This is a genomic window from Amycolatopsis sp. NPDC045836 (assembly GCF_056431745.1).
This window is the reverse complement of the sequence record NZ_JBWKKF010000005.1, coordinates 46,381-64,580: the sequence shown is the minus strand read 5'-3', so window position 1 is coordinate 64,580 and position 18,200 is coordinate 46,381. Positions and strand designations below refer to the sequence as shown.

The 18,200-nt window shown below is 71.0% G+C and carries 14 protein-coding genes; 7 read left to right on the top strand and 7 right to left on the bottom strand.

The window, feature by feature from the left end; all coding sequences use genetic code 11:
* Positions 1 to 7 precede the first annotated feature (7 nt).
* Entirely contained in the window at positions 8 to 886 is an 879-nt protein-coding gene (locus AC07EG_RS10025) for a 3-oxoacyl-ACP reductase (protein WP_478252688.1), read from the bottom strand.
* Positions 887 to 1,162: 276 nt separating this feature from the next.
* On the opposite strand from AC07EG_RS10025, the gene AC07EG_RS10020 reads away from it, so the two are divergent.
* From AC07EG_RS10020 to AC07EG_RS10010, 3 genes are read left to right on the top strand one after another with little or no spacing between them, the layout of a single operon-like run.
* On the top strand, positions 1,163 to 2,344 hold the full coding sequence (locus AC07EG_RS10020) for an acyl-CoA dehydrogenase family protein (RefSeq protein ID WP_478252687.1): 1,182 nt from the start codon (positions 1,163 to 1,165) through the stop codon (positions 2,342 to 2,344).
* 11 nt (positions 2,345 to 2,355) lie between these two features.
* Positions 2,356 to 3,417, top strand: coding sequence for an acyl-CoA dehydrogenase family protein (locus tag AC07EG_RS10015; protein ID WP_478252686.1), 1,062 nt, complete (start codon positions 2,356 to 2,358; stop codon positions 3,415 to 3,417).
* Positions 3,418 to 3,473: 56 nt separating this feature from the next.
* The gene (locus AC07EG_RS10010) at positions 3,474 to 4,475 is read left to right on the top strand and encodes an isopenicillin N synthase family dioxygenase (RefSeq protein WP_478252685.1); all 1,002 of its coding nucleotides are present in this window, start codon (positions 3,474 to 3,476) and stop codon (positions 4,473 to 4,475) included.
* On the opposite strand, the gene AC07EG_RS10005 is transcribed toward AC07EG_RS10010, so the two are convergent.
* From AC07EG_RS10005 to AC07EG_RS09995, 3 genes are read right to left on the bottom strand one after another with little or no spacing between them, the layout of a single operon-like run.
* Positions 4,456 to 7,158 carry a bifunctional acetate--CoA ligase family protein/GNAT family N-acetyltransferase gene (locus tag AC07EG_RS10005; RefSeq protein ID WP_478252684.1) on the bottom strand — a complete coding sequence of 901 codons (2,703 nt, stop codon included), beginning with the start codon at positions 7,156 to 7,158 and terminating at the stop codon, positions 4,456 to 4,458. The genes AC07EG_RS10010 and AC07EG_RS10005 overlap by 20 nt on opposite strands.
* Positions 7,159 to 7,160: 2 nt before the next feature.
* The gene (locus AC07EG_RS10000; protein WP_478252683.1) at positions 7,161 to 8,333 is read right to left on the bottom strand and encodes an acetoin utilization protein AcuC; all 1,173 of its coding nucleotides are present in this window, start codon (positions 8,331 to 8,333) and stop codon (positions 7,161 to 7,163) included.
* Between the two features lie 29 nt (positions 8,334 to 8,362).
* On the bottom strand, positions 8,363 to 9,211 hold the full coding sequence (locus tag AC07EG_RS09995) for a sulfurtransferase (protein WP_478252682.1): 849 nt from the start codon (positions 9,209 to 9,211) through the stop codon (positions 8,363 to 8,365).
* Between the two features lie 126 nt (positions 9,212 to 9,337).
* Here AC07EG_RS09995 and AC07EG_RS09990 point away from each other — a divergent pair, with 126 nt between their 5' ends.
* From AC07EG_RS09990 to galE, 3 genes are all read left to right on the top strand, one after another.
* A complete protein-coding gene (locus AC07EG_RS09990; RefSeq protein ID WP_478252681.1) occupies positions 9,338 to 10,033 on the top strand; it encodes an iron-dependent transcriptional repressor DtxR in 696 nt (231 codons plus the stop codon).
* Positions 10,030 to 11,217 carry a galactokinase gene (galK, locus tag AC07EG_RS09985; protein ID WP_478252680.1) on the top strand — a complete coding sequence of 396 codons (1,188 nt, stop codon included), beginning with the start codon at positions 10,030 to 10,032 and terminating at the stop codon, positions 11,215 to 11,217. Before AC07EG_RS09990 ends, galK begins: the two co-directional genes overlap by 4 nt.
* 90 nt (positions 11,218 to 11,307) lie before the next feature.
* Positions 11,308 to 12,309 carry a UDP-glucose 4-epimerase GalE gene (gene galE / locus AC07EG_RS09980; RefSeq protein ID WP_478252679.1) on the top strand — a complete coding sequence of 334 codons (1,002 nt, stop codon included), beginning with the start codon at positions 11,308 to 11,310 and terminating at the stop codon, positions 12,307 to 12,309.
* 134 nt (positions 12,310 to 12,443) lie between these two features.
* Here the strand turns inward: galE and AC07EG_RS09975 are convergent, their stop codons facing one another.
* The 3 genes from AC07EG_RS09975 to AC07EG_RS09965 form a co-directional block, all read right to left on the bottom strand.
* Positions 12,444 to 13,523 carry a DUF4192 domain-containing protein gene (locus tag AC07EG_RS09975; protein ID WP_478252678.1) on the bottom strand — a complete coding sequence of 360 codons (1,080 nt, stop codon included), beginning with the start codon at positions 13,521 to 13,523 and terminating at the stop codon, positions 12,444 to 12,446.
* Between the two features lie 181 nt (positions 13,524 to 13,704).
* A complete protein-coding gene (locus tag AC07EG_RS09970) occupies positions 13,705 to 14,562 on the bottom strand; it encodes a M23 family metallopeptidase (RefSeq protein WP_478252677.1) in 858 nt (285 codons plus the stop codon).
* Positions 14,563 to 14,676: 114 nt separating this feature from the next.
* Entirely contained in the window at positions 14,677 to 16,488 is a 1,812-nt protein-coding gene (locus AC07EG_RS09965) for a Xaa-Pro dipeptidyl-peptidase (protein ID WP_478252676.1), read from the bottom strand.
* 135 nt (positions 16,489 to 16,623) lie between these two features.
* Here AC07EG_RS09965 and AC07EG_RS09960 point away from each other — a divergent pair, with 135 nt between their 5' ends.
* Complete coding sequence (locus AC07EG_RS09960; RefSeq protein WP_478252675.1) at positions 16,624 to 18,195, top strand: DUF4139 domain-containing protein; 1,572 nt, start codon at positions 16,624 to 16,626, stop codon at positions 18,193 to 18,195.
* The last annotated feature ends 5 nt before the right edge of the window (positions 18,196 to 18,200 follow it).

The following is an 18,200-nucleotide window of genomic DNA, read 5'->3' as shown; positions in this document are numbered from 1 at the left end:
GGGCCTCCTAGGGCAGGGACAGCACTTCCGAAGTGGCGAACACGCGTTCCGGGTCGCGGTCGGCGAAGTGGCTGCCGAGCCGGTCCGCCAGTTCGTCCTGGCTCCACAACGCGCCGCTCGCGTCGAACCGCTGCTCGATCGACGGCGGTGCGAGCAGGGCGACCATGCCGCCGTGCACCACGAAGACCTGGCCGTTGATCTTCGCCGCGGCCGGGGAAGCGAGATAGGCGACCAGCGGCGCCACGTGCTCGACCGACAGCGGATCGACGCCGTCCGGTGCGTCGCCGAAGACGTCCTTGGTCATCGCCGTGCGTGCCCTCGGGCAGATCGCGTTGGCGCGCACGCCGTACTTCGCCAGCCCGCGTGCGGTGGACACGGTCAGCGCGACGATGCCGGCTTTCGCCGCGGAGTAGTTCGGCTGACCGGGCACACCGAGCAGGAACGCTTCGGAGGCGGTGTTCACCACGCTGCCGGACACCGGCTGACCGTCCGATTTGGACTTGTCACGCCAGTAGGCGGAGGCGTTGCGGGAGAGCAGGAAGTGCCCGCGCAGGTGCACGCGGATCACCGTGTCCCACTCCTCGTCGGACATGCCGAACAACATCCGGTCGCGCAGCACCCCGGCGTTGTTCACCACCACGTGCAGTCCGCCGAACTGCCCGATCGCGGTCTCGACGAGGGCGTCCGCGGTGGCGCGTTCCCCGATGTCCCCGGTGACCGCGACGGCCTTGCCGCCCGCCGCCTCGATCTCCTCGACCACCGCGGTGGGTTCGGCGACGTCGTTGACCACCACCGAGGCACCGGCGCGGGCCAGCGCCAGCGCTTCCGCGCGGCCGAGGCCACCTCCGGCCCCGGTGACGATCGCCGTCCGGCCTTCCAAGGTCACGGCCGCTCGCACGCTGTCCCACCCACCTCACTGCTGCCACGTTGCCGCCACGGCCGTCGTCGGCCGCCGGGTGCGTCCCACAGAGTAGAATCTGTTCTCGACGCAAGCAAGGCCACCAGACAGTGTTTTTGTGAAATTATCGAGAACGTGTTCTAGTTCAAGTTGGGTCCGCCGCCTTCCTCCGGCCAGCCTTCTGCGGTACAACTAGAACCTGTTCTAGGTTAACGCGGGCAACGGGCATACACCAGAACGAGCCCGGCGGGCGGAGGTGACGGTATGCGGATCGGCTACACCGGGGCGCAGGAACGGCTGGCGGACGAGTTGCGCTCCTACTTCGCCCGGCTGATGACCCCCGAACGGCGCGAGGCACTGTCCGCGGGCGGGGCCGAGTACGGAAAAGACGGCGCCTACCAGGAAATCGTGCGGCAGCTGGGCAAGGACGGCTGGCTGGCGCTCGGCTGGCCCGAGGAGTACGGCGGCCAGGCCCGCTCCATGCTCGACCAGCTGGTGTTCACCGACGAGGCGGCCGCGGCGGGGGTGCCGGTGCCGTTCCTGACCATCAACACCGTCGGGCCGACGATCATGCGGTACGGCACCGACGAGCAGAAGGCCTTCTACCTGCCCCGGATCGCCGCGGGCGAACTGCACTTCTCGATCGGCTACTCCGAGCCCGGCGCGGGCACCGACCTGGCCTCCCTGAGCACGCGCGCGGTCCGCGACGGCGACGAGTACGTGGTCAACGGGCAGAAGATGTGGACCAGCCTGATCGAGTACGCCGACTACGTCTGGCTGGCCGCGCGCACCGATCCGGCCGCCAGGAAGCACCGCGGCATCAGCATCCTGGTCGTGCCGACCAGCGCCGAAGGCTTCTCCTGGACCAAGGTCCGCACGGTGGCCGGGGTCAGCACCAGCGCCACCTACTACACCGACGTGCGCGTGCCGGTCGGCGCGCGGATCGCCGAGGAGAACCAGGGCTGGCCGCTGATCACCAACCAGCTCAACCACGAGCGCGTCGCGCTGACCTCGGCCGCACCGATCCGCACCGCACTGGCCGAGGTGCGCGACTGGGCGCGGAAAACCCAGGCGCCGGACGGGCGGCGGGTGATCGACGCCGAATGGGTCCGGCTGCACCTGGCCCGCGTGCACGCGCACGCCGACTACCTGAAGCTGCGCAATTGGAAGATCGCCTGGGCCGCGGCCGAGCAGGAGCTGGGCCCCGGCGAGGCGTCGGCGACGAAGGTGTTCGGCACCGAGTTCGCGCTGGAGGCGTACCGGCTGCTGATGGAGGTGCTCGGCGCGGGCGCCGTGGTGCGCGAGGGCTCCCCCGGCGCGCTGCTGCGCGGCCGGATCGAGCGGCTGCACCGGTCCTCGCTGGTCCTGACCTTCGGCGGCGGCACCAACGAGGTGCAGCGCGACCTGATCGCCGCCACCACGCTCGGCCTGCCGGTCACGCGCTGAAAGGGAACGCCATGGACTTCTCGCTGACCGAGGCGCAGCAGGACCTCGGCGGGCTCACCCGCCGCATCGTCGACAGCAAGCTCGATCCCGGCTCGTGGGAGCCGGCCGGCTCCGGTGGCTTCGACCGTGCACTGTGGACAGAGCTGGCCCGGGCGGGCGTGCTCGACGCGGCTCTGCCGTCGGCGGCGGGCGGCGGTGGGTTCGGCCTGCTGGAGCAGTGCTCGGTGCTGATCGAACTGGGCCGCGCGGTGGCGCCGGTGCCGTACCTGCCCAGCATCACCATGGCCGCGGCCGCACTGGCCGAGTTCGGTTCGGGCAGGCAACTGGAGGCACTGGTGCCGGTGCTGCGGGGTGAGCGGGTGCTGACCGCCGCCGTGCCGGACGCCGGTGCCCCCTGCGCGTTCACCGCCGAGGCCGACGGTGACGGCTGGCGGCTCACCGGCACGCAGACCGCCGTGCCCGCGGCGGCCTTCGCCGACAAGCTCCTGATCGCCGCCGATACCGGAGTTTTTGTGGTGGACCGGGAGGCCGCCCGGATCTCCGCGCAGGAGGTCGTCGACCGCGGCGACGCCGGGCTGGTCGAACTGGACGGCGTGCCCGTCGAGGGCTCGGCGCGGCTGGACGGCACCGACGTCGCCGGGTGGATTCGCCTGCGCGGCACCACCGGGTTGTGCGCGTACCAGCTCGGCACGGTCGAACGCGCGCTGGAGATGACCACCGAGTACGCCAAGCAGCGCAAGCAGTTCGGCAACGTCATCGCCTCGTTCCAGGCGGTGCGGCAGCGGCTCGCCGACGCCTACACCGACGTGGAGGCGGTCCGCCTGACACTGTGGCAGGCGGCCTGGCGGCTGTCCGAAGGACTGCCCGCCGACGAGGAGGTGGCCACCGCGAAGTTCTGGGCCGCCGAAGCCGGGCACCGGGTCGCGCACACCGCGGTGCACCTGCACGGCGGCCTCGGCATCGACGTGGACTACCCGCTGCACCGCTATTTCGTGGCGGCGAAACGCGCCGAATTCGCCCTCGGCGGCGCCACCGCCCAGCTGCGGCGGCTCGGTGAACTGATCTCCGGCTGAGACCAGCATCTGGGAGCCGTGGCGGATTTTCGCCGGGTTGTGTTCTGCTGAATCGGGTGAACACCCTGCCGATCCTGGACCTGTCCCGTTTCCGGGTGCCGTGGCAACGGGAACGCTTTCTCGCCGACCTGCGGCACGCCGCGCACGAAGTCGGCTTTTTCTACCTGGTCGGGCACGGGGTCGCCGCGGACACCACCCGCTCGATCTTCGATTCCGCCCGGCGGTTCTTCGCGCTGCCCGAACTGGAGCGGCTGGAGATCGAGAACGTGCGTTCGCCGCAGTTCCGCGGTTACACCCGGACCGGCACCGAGCACACCGGCGGCGGCGCGGACTGGCGTGAGCAGCTCGACATCGGCCCCGAGCGCCCGGCGTTGTCGCTGACCGAGGCCGACCCGCCGTACCTGCGCCTGATCGGGCCCAACCAATGGCCGTCGGCGCTCCCGGAACTGCGGGACGTGGTCCTGCTCTGGCAGGCCGAAGCCCTCCGGGTGTCCCGCGAAGTGCTGCGTGCGCTGGCCGTCGCACTGGGCCAGGAACTGACCTTCTTCGACCGCTGGTTCGACGCCGAAGCGGCCGTGCACCTGAAGGTCGTGCACTACCCGCCGCGTGAACCGGGCGGCACCGAGCAGGGCGTCGGCTCGCACAAGGACTACGGTTTCCTGGCCCTGCTGCAACAGGACGAAATCGGCGGGCTGCAGGTGCGGGCCGCCGACGGTTCCTGGCTCGACGCGGTGCCGATTCCGGACAGTTTTGTGGTCAACATCGGCGAAATGCTGGAAATCGCCACGAACGGTTATCTGCGTGCCACCGAGCACCGCGTGCTGAGCCCACCGGCCGGCGTCGACCGCTATTCCATCCCGTTCTTCCTCGCCCCGCGCCTCGACGCGGTGATCGAACCGATCGACCTGCCGCCCGAACTCGCCGCCGCCGCGCGCGGCGTCACCCAGGACGAGCACAACCCGCTGCTCGCGGCCTACGGGGAGAACGCCCTGCTCGGCTGGCTGCGATCGCACCCGCGGGTCGCCGAGCGCTGGTGGCTCACGCCGGCGGAGCGTTGATCGGGCGCAGGCGGCGCGGCCCGGTGTCCGGCCGGGACGGCGGCGGCCCGAGCACCACGCGGCCGTAGACCACGAAGGCCCCGTCCGGGGAGGCCAGGATCGGGTCGAGCACCAGCGACCGCACCTCGGGATTGTCCTCGGCCAGCGCGGCCACCCGCAGCACCAGGTCCTGCAACGCGGCCAGGTCGGCGGGCTCGTCGCCGCGGTAACCGGTGAGCAGCGGGGCGGTGCGCGGCTCCCGGATCAGCGTGGCCGCGTCCACGTCGGTCAACGGCACCGCGCGGTAGGCCCGATCGCCCAGCAGATTGCTGACCAGCCCGGACAGCCCGAACGAAACCAGCGTGCCGAACGACGGGTCGTCCTGCAGGCCGATCACGCAGGACAGGCCCTTGGGCGCCATCGCCTGCACGTACATGTCGTCCTCGCCGGAGACCTCACGCAGGTCCCGGTAGGCGGCGCGCACGGAATCCTCCGACGACAGGTCGAGCCGCACCCCGGCCAGGTCCGGCCGCCCGCGCAGCCGTTCGTCCACCGCCTTGAGCACCACCGGGTACCGCAGTCCGGCTGCCGCTTCGACGGCCTGGTCCGCGTTCGACACCACCCGGAACGGCACCACCTCGATGCCGTAGCAGCCGAGCAGCCGCACCACGTCCTCGTCGGCGAGCACGGTGGTCCGCCCGTTCTCCGCGGTCAGGAGTTCGTTCACGATCACCTGCGCCTGTTCGGCGTGCAGTCCGGCCGGCCGGGTCAGCGCCCCCTGCGGCCGCTGCTGCCACGCCGCGTAACGGATCACCCGCGCCAGCGCGTTCACCGCGCGTTCCGGGCTCGCGTACGACGGCACCGAACCCCGCGTCGGCGCGCCGTCCTCCGACCGCACGGCCAGCTCGTCCGGCACGCCTTCGGCGGCGAGGAAGGTCGAGACGATCGGCTTCTCCTTGCGCAGCTCCTGCACCACCTCACGCAGTGCGCGGGCGTACGCGGTGCCCGGGATCGCCAGCGGTGGCACAAAAACGACCACCAGCGCGTCGGTCTCGGCGGAGTTCAGCGCTTCCCGCACGGCACCGGCGAACTCCTCCGGCGTCGCCTGCGGGCCCACGTCCACCGGATCGAACGCCAGCCGCAGGCCCTGCGCACGGGCGGTGTCCGCGGCGAGCAGGCCGATCGCGCTGGAGTTGCCGACGATGCCGACCCGCGGCCCGGCGGGCAGCGGCTGGTGCGCGAACACCAGCGCGGTGTCGAAGAGCTGCGCGAGGGTGTCCACCCGGACCACCCCCGCCTGCTCGAACAACGCCTGCACACTCGATTCGTCCACCTCGGCCGAGGTCGCCGCGAGCTGCGGGCGCACCGCGTGCCTGCCGGACTTCACCGCGACGATCGGCTTGGTCCGGCCGAGCCTGCGCGCCAGCCGCGCGAACTTGCGCGGGTTGCCGAACGACTCCAGGTAGAGCAGCACCAGATCGGTGCTGGGATCGGTCTCCCAGTACTGCAGCAGGTCGTTGCCGGAGACGTCGGCGCGGTTGCCGGCGGAGACGAAGGTCGACAGGCCGAGCCCGCGTGCCTCGGCGTCGGCCAGGATCGCGGTGCCCAGCGCACCCGACTGGCAGAAGAACCCGGCCCGGCCACGTGCGGGCAGGCGCGGCGCCAGGGTGGCGTTGAGGCGCACACCCGTGTCGGTGTTCAGCACACCGAGCGCGTTCGGCCCGACCACGCGCATGCCGTGCGCCCGTGCCTCGCCGACCAGCCGCAGCTCGGCGTGCAGCCCGTGCGGCCCCGCCTCGGCGAAACCCCCCGAGACGATCAGCAGCGTTTTCACGCCCTTTTCCAGCGCCCCGTCGAGCACCGACTCCACCTGGTCCGCCGGCACCGCCACCACGGCGAGGTCCACCGGATCCGGGATGTCCACAACGGACGGGTACGCCCGCACCCCGCGCACCGACCGGTGTTCCGGGTTCACCGGGTAGACGGTGCCGGCGAAGTCCGCGGACAGCAGGTTCGTCAGCGCGACGTAGCCGATCTTCGTCGGATCGGTGGACGCGCCGATCACCGCCACCGACCGCGGGTGCAGCAGGTTGTGCACGCTGCGGGCCTCGGCCGCCTGCTCACGCGACCGGGCCACCGCCAGCGATTCCTCGGTCGGGTCGATGTCGAACTCCAGGTGCAGCACGCCCTCCTCGATCGCCCGGCTGACCTGGTAACCGGCGTCGCGGAACACCCGCACCATCTGCGGGTTCTCGGCGAGCACCTCGGCGACGAACCGGCGCAGCCCGCGTTCGGAGGCCGCCGCGGCGAGGTGCTCCAGCAGGATCGAGCCGAGGCCGCGGCCCTGGTGCGCGTCGTCGACGACAAAGGCGACCTCGGCCGAGGGACCGTGGTCGAGCCGCTCGTACCGGCCGACCGCGACGATGTTGTCACCGAGCATGGCCGCGAAGGCGACCCGATCGTGGTGGTCCACCCGGGAGAACCGGTCGAGGTCGCGCTGCGGGATGCGCGGGTATGCACCGAAGTACCGCAGGTACCGGGTGCGCTCGGACAGCCTGCCGTGCAGCGCGACCAGGCCGTCCGCATCGTCGGGCACCACCGGTCGCAGGTGGACGGTGCCCCCGTCGGAGAGCAGCACGTCGGCTTCCCAGTGCCGCGGGTAGTCGTAGGACTCCCGCAGGTCGGGTTCGTTCTCGGTGGTCATCTTCAGTCCCTGGGGTCGTCGGGATCGAGACCGTGCGAAGGGAACACCGCGCGCCGGGTGTCGCGGATGGCGACGTCCACCGGATCGTCCTGCCCGTCGCCCCACGGGCGGTAGGCGGTGTCGGCGTCGTCACTCATCTTCAGCGGCAGCTCGGCGTTCGGCGCGGCCCGGCCGACGGTTTCGCGCCAGTTCGGCGGCACCGGGGTCTCCGGGCTGACGTCGCGGTTGAGCACGGTGGCCAGCAGGTGCGTCCACGACCGCGGCACCACGCGGATGAGCTGGTACCCGCCACCGCCGACGGCCAGCCACTTGCCGCCGGCGTACCGCTGCGCCAGCTCCCGCAGCGTGCGGTAGATCTCGCGGTGCCCGTCCACCGACAGCGACAGGTCGGCCAGCGGATCCTCCTCGTGGGAGTCCACCCCGCACTGGGTGACCAGCAACTGCGGCTGGAACTCGCGCAGCAGCGACGGCACCACCGCGTGGAAGGCCCGCAGCCAGCCGGGGTCCCTGGTGTGCGGGGGCAGCGGGAGGTTCACCGCGGTGCCCTCGGCCTCCCCGTCCCCGGTCTCCGCGGAGTAGCCGGTGCCGGGCCACAGCGTGAACGGGTGCTGGTGCAGCGAGATCGTCAGCACCCGCGGGTCGTGGTAGAAGGCGGCCTGCACGCCGTCGCCGTGGTGCACGTCGGTGTCCACGTACGCGATGCGGTCGAAGCCGTGGTCCAGCAGCCAGGAGATGGCGATCGAGCAGTCGTTGTAGACGCAGAAGCCGGACGCCCGATCGGGCATCGCGTGGTGCAGCCCACCCGCGATGCTGACCGCGCGATCGGCCTCCCCCTCGGCCAGCTTGCGCGCGCCGAGCAGGGTGGAGCCGACCACCAGCGCGGCCGAGTCGTGCATGCCGGAGAACACCGGGTTGTCCGCGGTACCGAGCCCGTGGCCGACGTCCCAGCCCGCCATCGGGGCCTGCTTGACCGCCTCCAGGTACTCGGGCACGTGCACCCGGTACAGCTCCTTCTCCGTCGCCGCCTCGGGGACCAGCAGCTCGACGTCCTCCAGCACGCCCAGTTCACGGGCGAGCCGGATGGTCAGTTCGAGGCGCACCGGGTTGAACGGGTGATCCCCACCCAGGTCGTAACCCAGCAACGCGGGATCCCAGACGACGGCGGAGGGGTGCATGCCCGAAACCCTAGTGCGTCCGGCGGCGCTCAGCCGGGCTCGTGACCGGTGGCCGCGGGCCGTTCCGGATCCCGTGACCAGTGCGACCACGAGCCGGTGTACAGCGAGGCGGGCGCCGGGTGCCCGGCGATCTCCAGCGCGAGCACCACCGAACTCGCGGTGACCCCGGATCCGCAGTAGGCCCCCACCGGCGTGGTCGCGCCCACACCCACCTCGGCGAAGTGCCGCGCCAGTTCTTCGGGTGCGCGCCAGTGACCGTCGGCACCGGCGTGCGCACTGAACGGCGCGTTGCGAGCCCCCGGGATGTGCCCGGCTCGCGGGTCCACGGGCTCGGTCTCGCCCGCGTACCGCTCCGGCGCGCGAGCGTCGAGCAGCACACCGTCACGAGCCAGTTCGGCGGCCTCGTCGGCGTTCAGCACCGGCATGCCACCGGGCCGCACGACGATGTCCCCGCGCACCGGCAACTCTTCCTCCGTGGTGACCGGCCTGCCCTCGGCTTCCCAGGCGGCGAACCCACCGTCGAGCACGGCGACCTCGGTGTGCCCGGCCCAGCGCAGCAACCACCACGCCCTGGCCGCCACCGACGAATCGGCGTCGTCGTAGGCGACCACCAGCTTGCCTTCGCGCAGCCCAGCCGAACGCAGCGCTTCCTGCAGCACCTCGGGCTCGGGCAGCGGGTGCCTGCCACCCTCACCCGGCGGCCCGGCGAGCGCGGTGTCGAGGTCGGCGAACACCGCCGACGGGATGTGCCCGGCACGGAACGACTCGACCCCGGGAGGCCCGGCGAGCCGCCAGCGGACATCCAATACGGTGGGTCGCGAATCGGGCGGGCCGTCCAGCAGCCCGGCCAGCTCCGCGGTCGTGATCAAGGGGGACATACGGCCATCTTCCAGCAGGCCGGGCCACCCGCGCAGCCCGGTCGCCCGAGCGGGGTTTTCCACCTCACCTGCCGTAGTCGTCGGGGAAAGCGACTACCATGAGAGACGCGGACGAAGGGGACAGACGTGAACGAGCTCATCGACACCACAGAGATGTACCTGCGCACGATTTACGAGCTCGAGGAGGAGGGCGTCGTTCCGCTGCGCGCCCGCATCGCCGAGCGTCTCCAGCAGAGCGGCCCCACGGTGAGCCAGACGGTGGCCAGGATGGAGCGCGACGGCCTGGTCGTCGTCGCCGACGATCGCCACCTCAAGCTGACCGACCACGGCCGGGAGCTGGCCATCGCGGTGATGCGCAAGCACCGGCTGGCCGAGCGCCTGCTGCTCGACGTGATCGGGCTCGAGTGGGAGCACGTGCACAAGGAAGCGTGCCGCTGGGAGCACGTGATGAGCGAGGCGGTCGAGCGCAAGCTGGTCAAGCTGCTCAACAACCCCACCACCTCCCCGTACGGCAACCCCATCCCCGGCCTGGACAAGCTGGGCGCGGGTGACCCCGCCCCCGACGTCGAATCCGACCTGGTCCGCCTGGACGAGTTCGCCCGCGCTGGCGGTGGCAAGGTGGAGATCCGCCGGATCGCCGAGCACGTGCAGCAGGACGAGACCCTGATGACCGAGCTGAACTCGGTGGGCCTGGTCCCCGGCCAGACGGTCAGCGTGAGCCGGGCCAACGGCGCGGGCTCCACGATCGAGATCACCGGCGAGAGCATCAGCGTCCAGGTCGCCCCGTCGGTCCTGCACGCGGTCCTGGCGCAGGCCCGGTGAGCGCTGCAGGCGACGCCGCTGCCACGTTCCGCTCGCTCCACGGCAAGGAGCCCATCGGGGTCTTCTCGGCTCCCGGCCGGGTGAACCTGATCGGTGAGCACACCGACTACAACGACGGTTTCGTGCTGCCGTTCGCCCTGCCGCACCGGCTCGCCGCCGCCGTCGCGCCACGGGACGACAAGGTGCTCACCGTCGCGACCCTCGGTTCGGACGGCCGCGTGCAGCAGGCGGACCCGATGGACATCCCCGCGCTGGAACCGGGTCAGATCGAGGGCTGGGTCGCCTACCCGGCAGGCGTCGCCTGGGTGCTGCGCTCCCAGGGTTACGACCGCGGTGCCGACATCGTGCTGGCAGGCGACGTGCCCACCGGCGCCGGGCTGTCCTCGTCCGCGGCGCTGGAGTGCGCCGTGGCCCTCGCCCTGCTCGGCGCGGCCGGCGAGCCCGACCCCGAAGACGCCAGGCGCACCGAGATCGCCCGGCTCGCCCAGCGCGCCGAGAACGAGTTCGTCGGTGTGCCCACCGGCGTGCTCGACCAGACCGCCTCGATGCGCTGCGTCGACGGCTGCGTCCTGTTCCTCGACGTCCGTTCCGGCGAGATCGAGCAGGTCCCCTTCGACGCCGACACGGCCGGGCTGCGGGTGCTGGTCATCGACACCCGGGCCAAGCACAACCTCGCCGAGTCCGGCTACGGCGACCGCCGCCGGGGCACCGAACGCGCGGCCGACCTGCTCGGCCTCAAGGCCCTGCGCGACCTCGAGCTCGACGGCCTCGACGACGCCTCGGCCCGGCTGCCCGAGGACCTGCGCCCGCTCGTCCGGCACGTGGTCACCGAGAACCAGCGCGTGCTCGACGTGGTCGCCCTCCTGCGCGCCGGCCGCCTGGCCGAAATCGGTCCTTCGCTCGACGCCTCCCACGTGAGCATGCGCGATGACTACCGGATCTCGTGCCTCGAACTCGACGTCGCCGTCGAAGCGGCCCGCGCGGCGGGTGCCCTGGGCGCCCGGATGACCGGCGGCGGCTTCGGCGGCTCGGCCATCGCCCTGGTACCCCAAGCCGACCTGGCGAAGGTCGAGGCCAACGTGATGGCCGAGTTCGAGCGCGCGGAGTTGAAAGCACCCCGCCTTTTTGTCGCCGTCCCCTCCCCCGGCGCCCGCCAGGACCCACCCGGCACCTGGGCCGGATAAGGCAACCCCGGGTGCGCCGGAACGTCGGTCAGGGTGGAGACTTTTCGCCAACCCCGACCCGTTCCGCCGCACCGAAGGGCCACCGAGCAGATGCCTACCGACAACCCGAACACGCCACTCAAGCTGGTCGTCACCGGCGGCGCCGGTTACGTGGGCAGCGTCTGCACCAAGCGGCTGCTCGAAGCCGGCCACCAGGTCGTCGTGGTCGACGACCTGTCCACCGGCCACGCCGACGCGGTGCCCGAGGGCGCCCGCTTCGTCGAGGGTGACGCCGCGGACACGCTGCGCACCCTGCTCGCCGAGGGCTTCGACGGCGTGCTGCACTTCGCCGCGAAGTCGCTGGTGGGCGAATCCATGCAGGATCCGGCTCGTTACTGGCACGGCAACGTGGTCACCTCCCTGAAGTTGCTGGATGCCATGCGCGAGCACGGCACCCCCCGGCTGGTTTTCTCCTCCACCGCGGCCACCTACGGCGAGCCGGAGGTGTCGCCGATCCCGGAGACCACGCCGACCCTGCCGACGAACACCTACGGCGCCACCAAACTGGCCGTGGACAACGCGATCACCACCTACGCACGCGCCCACGGCCTGGCCGCGGTGAGCCTGCGTTACTTCAACGTGGCCGGCGCCTACGGCGAATTCGGTGAGCGGCACAGCACCGAAACCCACCTCATCCCGCTGGTGCTGCAGGTGGTCACCGGTGACCGCGAGCGCATCCAGATCTACGGTGAGGACTACCCCACCGAGGACGGCACCGCCATCCGCGACTACATCCACGTCGCCGACCTCGCCGACGCCCACCTCCTCGCTCTCCGGCACGCCACCGCCGGCGAGCACCGCATCTACAACCTGGGCAACGGCACCGGCTTCTCGGTGCGCCAGGTCATCGACGCCTGCCGCGAGGTCACCGGCCACCCGGTGCCCGCCGTGGTCGCCCCGCGCCGCGCCGGCGACCCCGCCGTCCTGGTCGCCGCCAGTGACCGGGCCCGTGCCGAACTGGGCTGGCAGCCGCAGCGCGCCGACCTGACCGGCATCGTTGCCGACGCCTGGCGGTTCACCCAGGAACGCCGCGGCGCGGCGAACCCGGCCTGACCACCCCGGCACGCTCTTTCGCGCCACACCGACGATCCGGCGCGAGCGCCGAGTCAACCACCGAACGGGCTGCCGGACCTGCTTCCGGCACCCGCTCGGACCGGCCACCGCGCCATGCCGCTGTCTCAGCAGGGTCATTCCTCCTTCCCTCTCTTCCCGGATGATTCCGCGGACAGGTCGAGGTCGAGAGCCGGATTGGCGCGGCCGAGGTCGTTCAGGCGATCCGGCGGCAGCATGGCGTCCATCGCCCTGGACAGCAGCCCGGCGAGCAGGTGCCCGGGATCGGCGTCCAGGGCGTTGTCGATGGCCATGCCCGCGAAGGTGCCGTTACCGCGCAGATAACAGCTGAACGCGAGCAGGGTGCCGAACTGCGCGCGCTCCGGCGGCGGGCATTCGCGCACCATGCTCAGCCACAACTGTTCGGCAGCCGAAGCAAGCTCCTCCTCCTGCTTCGATACGGCCAGCGCGAGGCACGCATCTCGAACTTCGTTGTGCTGCAAGGCGAACACCAGGTTCAGTACGTCCTGATCAGACAGCTCCAAGGTATTCCGGTGGGTGCGGCGAATCGCTTCCCGCACCACGATGAAGCCCTCCTCCGGCCCCATTGCCCGTGCCTCGGGTTCGGCTTGGTCCGCGATCTCGTCGAACAGGCGCGACCGGCGCTCGATCGCCTTGGGATCGGCGGGGTTCAGCCGGGCGGCGCTGGCCTCCCGGCTGCTGTAGGCGACCAGGCCCGCCCGCACCGCCATGGCCGCGACCCTGCCGTGCTCCAGGTCGGGCAGTTCGCCGCGGCATTCCGCGTCCTCATAACAACGCCATGGTGCACCGGTGCGGATTTCGCCGACCCACAGGAAATGCTGTTCTTCCACGCCGACCGCGGCCAGCCGTTCCCGCATGGCCACGACGAATTCCGGGCACGCCATTTCGTTGTCACCCCCGATCACGAGCACGGTGGCGCCGAACTGACCTCGGGCGAGCGGGACGAACCGGTTGGCGGCGAGTTCCGCGTGTTCGGGCGGCGGTAGATCGCCACGGAGGATCTGCCCGACCAAGCCGGGTTTACCGTTTTCCCCGCGCTTGTGCACGATGAGCACGGCGGAGTCCGCCGGGCGGAAACCGAGCAGCGGCGGCACGGCCGCGATCAGCTGACCGGGATCACGGCCGAGGCTGATGCGGAGGTCGTTCTGGGCGGTGGGCTGAGTCGAGGTGGTCATGCCTTCACTGTGCGCCGCTTGGGGAGGTTCTGGGGTGCTCGCGGGCAATCTGTGGACAACTTCGGAGTTGTGGACAACTCGGCGACCTCGCTCGCCATCGGGCACCACAAGCCCTACAGTGAGTGGGGCATTGACCGCGGCAGCCGCGAGCAATGCCCCACTCAGAGTTTGATCAGAGCTGTCATTCGCAGTGTTCGAAGGGGCTCTCGTAGGTCGCCGAGCCGACCGACCCGCCCCATTTCACGCAGGTTTTCGAAGCGGCCTTCTTCACCGGGCCGGCGTAGTAGGTGAAGTTGCCCGAGTCGGTCACCCTGGCCGAACCCTGGACTTCCAGGAACGCCGAAGTGGCCGAGGCCGTGCCGAGCGAGACCGATTTCAGCGTAGTCACGCAGTTGTTCGCATTGCTCGCGTTGTAAAGGAGATAAGCAGTGCCCGAGGTACCCAGGTTGGCCGAGTCCACCACGTCGAAGCCCGCGCCGCAGACCTGCTCGGGGGTGTACGGGTTGCCCCCGCCGCCACCGCAGTTGTTCTTGCTGGTGAAGTTCGTCTTGCCGTAGTACGGCACGGAGACGCCGTTCAGCTTCGCCTTCTGCGCCACCCCGTTCAGCCGCTCTTCGAAGTGCAGGTGGGGACCGGTCACGCCACCGGTCGCGCCCGCCTTGCCGATCTGCTTGCCCAGCGCGACCTGCTGGCCGACCGAAACCTCCTGGGAGGACAGATGTGCGTAGCGAGTGGTCCAGCCGCCGCCGTGGTCGATCTCGATCCACCGGCCGTAGCTGGTGGACCCGGTGTTGCCGACCACGGTCACCTTGCCAGCCGCCGAGGCGACCACCGGCATGCCGGTGATGCCGGACTTCTGGAAGTCGACCGAGTTCGCCGGGTTGTGCCCGCTGAACGTGGCCGCGGTGACGGTGACGCCGCACTTGAACGGCACCTGGAAGTTGGGCGCCGCCGACGCGGTGCCCTGCGTCGCCACCAGGCCCAGCGCCGGCAGAATGACCGTGGCGGCCACTGCCGCGAGCCGTCTCAACACAGACATCGATACCTCCGTGGTACGGGGATTTCGTCAGCGATCAGCCAAGCGATCGCGCGTACACGTTCCGTACAAAACGGGCCGCCCCGCAGCGGAACGGCCCGTTTTGCAGTGGATTCCCTAGAAGGCGGCGCGCAGTGCCGCCTTGCCCCCGAGCACCGGCAGGGTGACCGAGGTCTTGGTCAGGTCGATGGCCACCCCGGCGCCCGGCTTCGGCCGCAGGGTGAAGTCGTGGTCGCTGGACAGCAGCACGAACTCCAGTTTGTGGCCGGCGGCCAGCACGTAGTCGTCGGGCTGCAGCTCGAACGACACCCGGTAGGACTTGCCCGGCTCGATCGGCTCGGTCTTCGCCGGGTCGGTGCGGTTCTGCGGATCGGTCCAGCCGCGGGTGATCACCGAGGACTTGCCGTCGGGCGCCCGGTCGAGGAGCACGCCGGTCAGGTTCGCCGCGGGCCGGTCGAACGAGACGCTCAGGTCCACCTTCGCCGTGCCGCTCAGCCGCACCGGCTGCCGCGCCGCGGTGGTCGAGTAGGCCAGCCGGTTGCCGGAGCTGGCCAGGTCGGCGAGCTGTTCGACGGTCTTCGTGGCGTCATCGGCGAGCCGCTCGATCTGCGGGCGTCCTGGCATCTTGTCGCGCACGTCGAGCTTGCCGCGGCCGTTGCCGCCCGGCCACGGGTAGATCTTGGCTTCCGCGGTGCCGGGCACCGGCCACTCGGCCTCGTCGGTCCACGAGCCGTTCTCACGCTGGATCGTCGACTTCGGCTCCTTCTCGATGCCGTTGTCGAGGTCGTAGAGGTAGTGCGAGACCCACTTGTTGAGCGTCGCCAGCCACTGCTCCTTGCGCAGCGAATACGGGTCCGCGTGGCCGGACTGGTGCCACCAGATCTTGTGCTCCACGCCGTGGGCCTTGAGCGCTTCGTACCAGTTGGCGACCTGGCTGGTGGTCACGTTCCAGTCGTTGAGGCCGTGCACCGCGAGCACCGAAGCCCGCACCTTGCCCACGTCGTTGAGGTAGTTCCGCTCGTCCCAGAACTGGCTGTAGTCACCGGTGACCCGGTCCTGCTCGGCGGCGACCTCGTCGAGCACCGGGCGGCACACGGCACGGTCGGCGCGCGTGTGCACGTACTCGGCCAGCACGTCGGCGTCCTCACCCTGGTAACCACCGGGCGCCACCACGGCACCGTTCTCCCGGTAGTAGTCGTACCAGCTGGAGATGGCCGCGATCGGGATGATCGTCTCGAGGCCCTCGACACCGGTGCTGGCCACCGCGTTGGGCAGGGTGCCGTTGTACGACACGCCCATCATCGCGGTCTTGCCGGTGGTCCAGTTCGCCTTCGCCGCGGTACCGGCCGCATCACGCGCGGAGGTCCGGTTGTTCAGCCAGTCGACCACGGACCGGGCACCGATGGTCTCGTTCTCGCCGCCGGTGGTCGGGCAGCCGCTGGACTGGCCGCTGCCGAGCGATTCGCCGTACACCACGGCGAACCCGCGCGAGGTGAAGTAGGACTCGTAGCGCCAGGTGATCGGTGCGGCGTATGGGCCGACGTCGGCGGTGCGGCCTCGGGGGCCGGCCGCGGGCTTGGGCTGGCCCGGCACGTACAGCTCGACGTCGACGTTGTGGTTGGCCACGTCGTTGCCACCGGCGTAGTACGGGCTCGCCTGGTAGATCACCGGCACCTTGAGCCCGTTCTGCGTGGCCTTCGGACGGACCACCTCGACGTGCACTTCGTCGTTCTTGCCGTCCCGGTCGCTGTCGACCGGCGCGGTGACCCAGACGTTGTCGCGGACGACGTCGGCCGGGTCGAACACCGGCTGCGCCTGTCCGTTCTCGAAGACCGGGCCGGAGGGCGGAGCTGCCTGGGCACCGGCCGGGTGCACCAGCGCCATCGGCAGCAGACCGACGAGCACAGCGGCAAGGCGTGCGGATCTCACACGGACCCCCTGTGAAGGTGTGGTGAAAGGACTGCGATGACACTTGCTCCGGCTGACAGGGGTGTCAAGCCCTTCCCAGCGTTAACCGACGAAAGACGGCACAGGCGCTCCGCGTTTGGGCTAGCGTCGGGATTCATGCCGACCCCCGTGCGCGCCCCGATCGTCGCCGTCACCGTCTATCCGCAGCACGCCAGGATCGTCCGCCGGGCTCGGGCCGAACTGGGTGGTGACGGCCGGTTCGCGGTCGGCGGGCTGCCCCGCGGCCTGCTGCCGGACTCCGTGCGGGCCTCCGGGACCGGGCCCGCTTCGATCGTCGGTGTGGACGTCCGGCCGCAGTACTTCGCCCAGCCGACCGAACGTGAACTGGAAGACCTGCTCGAGCGCCGTCGCGTGGCCAAGCGGAAGCTCGACGAGGTGATCGACGCCGAAGCGGTCGAGACCGGGCGCGCGGACCTGCTGCACACCCTGGCCCAGCGATCCGGCCGGGCGTTCGCCGATGCGCTCGCCGCCGGGTCCACGCAACCGTCGCGGGTGGCCGAGATCGGCGACGCGCTCGCCGCCCAGCTGTCCGATGTGCTCGCCAGCCGGCGTGAACTGGCCGATCGGCACGCGCGGCTGGCGGCGGAGCTGGACGCCGTCGATCGAGAGGTCGCCCTGCGGCAGACGGCGCAGGCCCCCGACCGCACCGAGGTGGTGATCGAACTCGAAGCGGCCGAGAGCGCCGGGGCGGCGGAGGTCGAGCTGGAACTGTCCTATGTGGTTACCGACGCGCGCTGGGAGTCCGGGTACGACATCCGGCTCGATGAGGACAGGGTGCGGCTCACCTGGTACGGCCTGGTCACCCAGCGGACCGGGGAGGACTGGCCGGAGTGCGAGCTGACGCTGTCCACCGCACGACCGGCCGCCACCGTGCACGTGCCGGAACCGGAACCCTGGTACCTCGACCGGGCCCGGCCCGCCGCACCCCTGCGCAGGGGCAACGCCGCCGCGGGCGGGCACGGTGGTGGGTACGGGGGCGCGATGCCGGAGATGGCCATGCCCGCCGGTGCACCGCCGATGGCGGAGCTGACGGCTCAGGTCGAGCAGGGTGCCGCGGCGGCGTCGTACCGGCCCGCCCGGCCGGTCGCGGTGCCGTCCGACGGCGGGTCGCACCGCACCACGATCACCACGCTGGGCCTCGACGCCGAGCTGAGCTACGTGACCGCGCCGGTGCTGGCCGAGGAGGCGTACCTGCGCGCGACGGTGACCAACGGCGGTGAGCACACGCTGCGGCCGGGCAAGGCGTCGGTGTTCCACGACAACGAGTTCGTCGGGACCACCAGGCTGGACAACTGGGCGCCGGGCGAAGAGGTCGAGCTGGCGCTCGGGGTGGACGACCGGCTGCGGGTGAAGCGGGAACTGCGGCGCCGCAGCGCCACAAAAACGGCGCTGACCGGCACGCGACGGCGGGAGCTGGAGTACCGGATCACGGTGACGAACCACGGTCCGCGTCTGGCCCCGATCACCGTGCTGGACCAGGCCCCGGTCTCCCGCGATGAGGCGATCGTGGTGCGTGACGTCCGCACGTCCCCCGAGCCGGAGGAACTGAGTTCGCTCGGGGAGGTCACCTGGCGGTTCGAGCTGGCGCCGGGTGCTTCGGCCGAGGCCGCGTTGTCGTTCCGGGTCGACGTGTCGAAGGGTGTGGAGCTGCACGGCTGGCGTGAATGAAACGC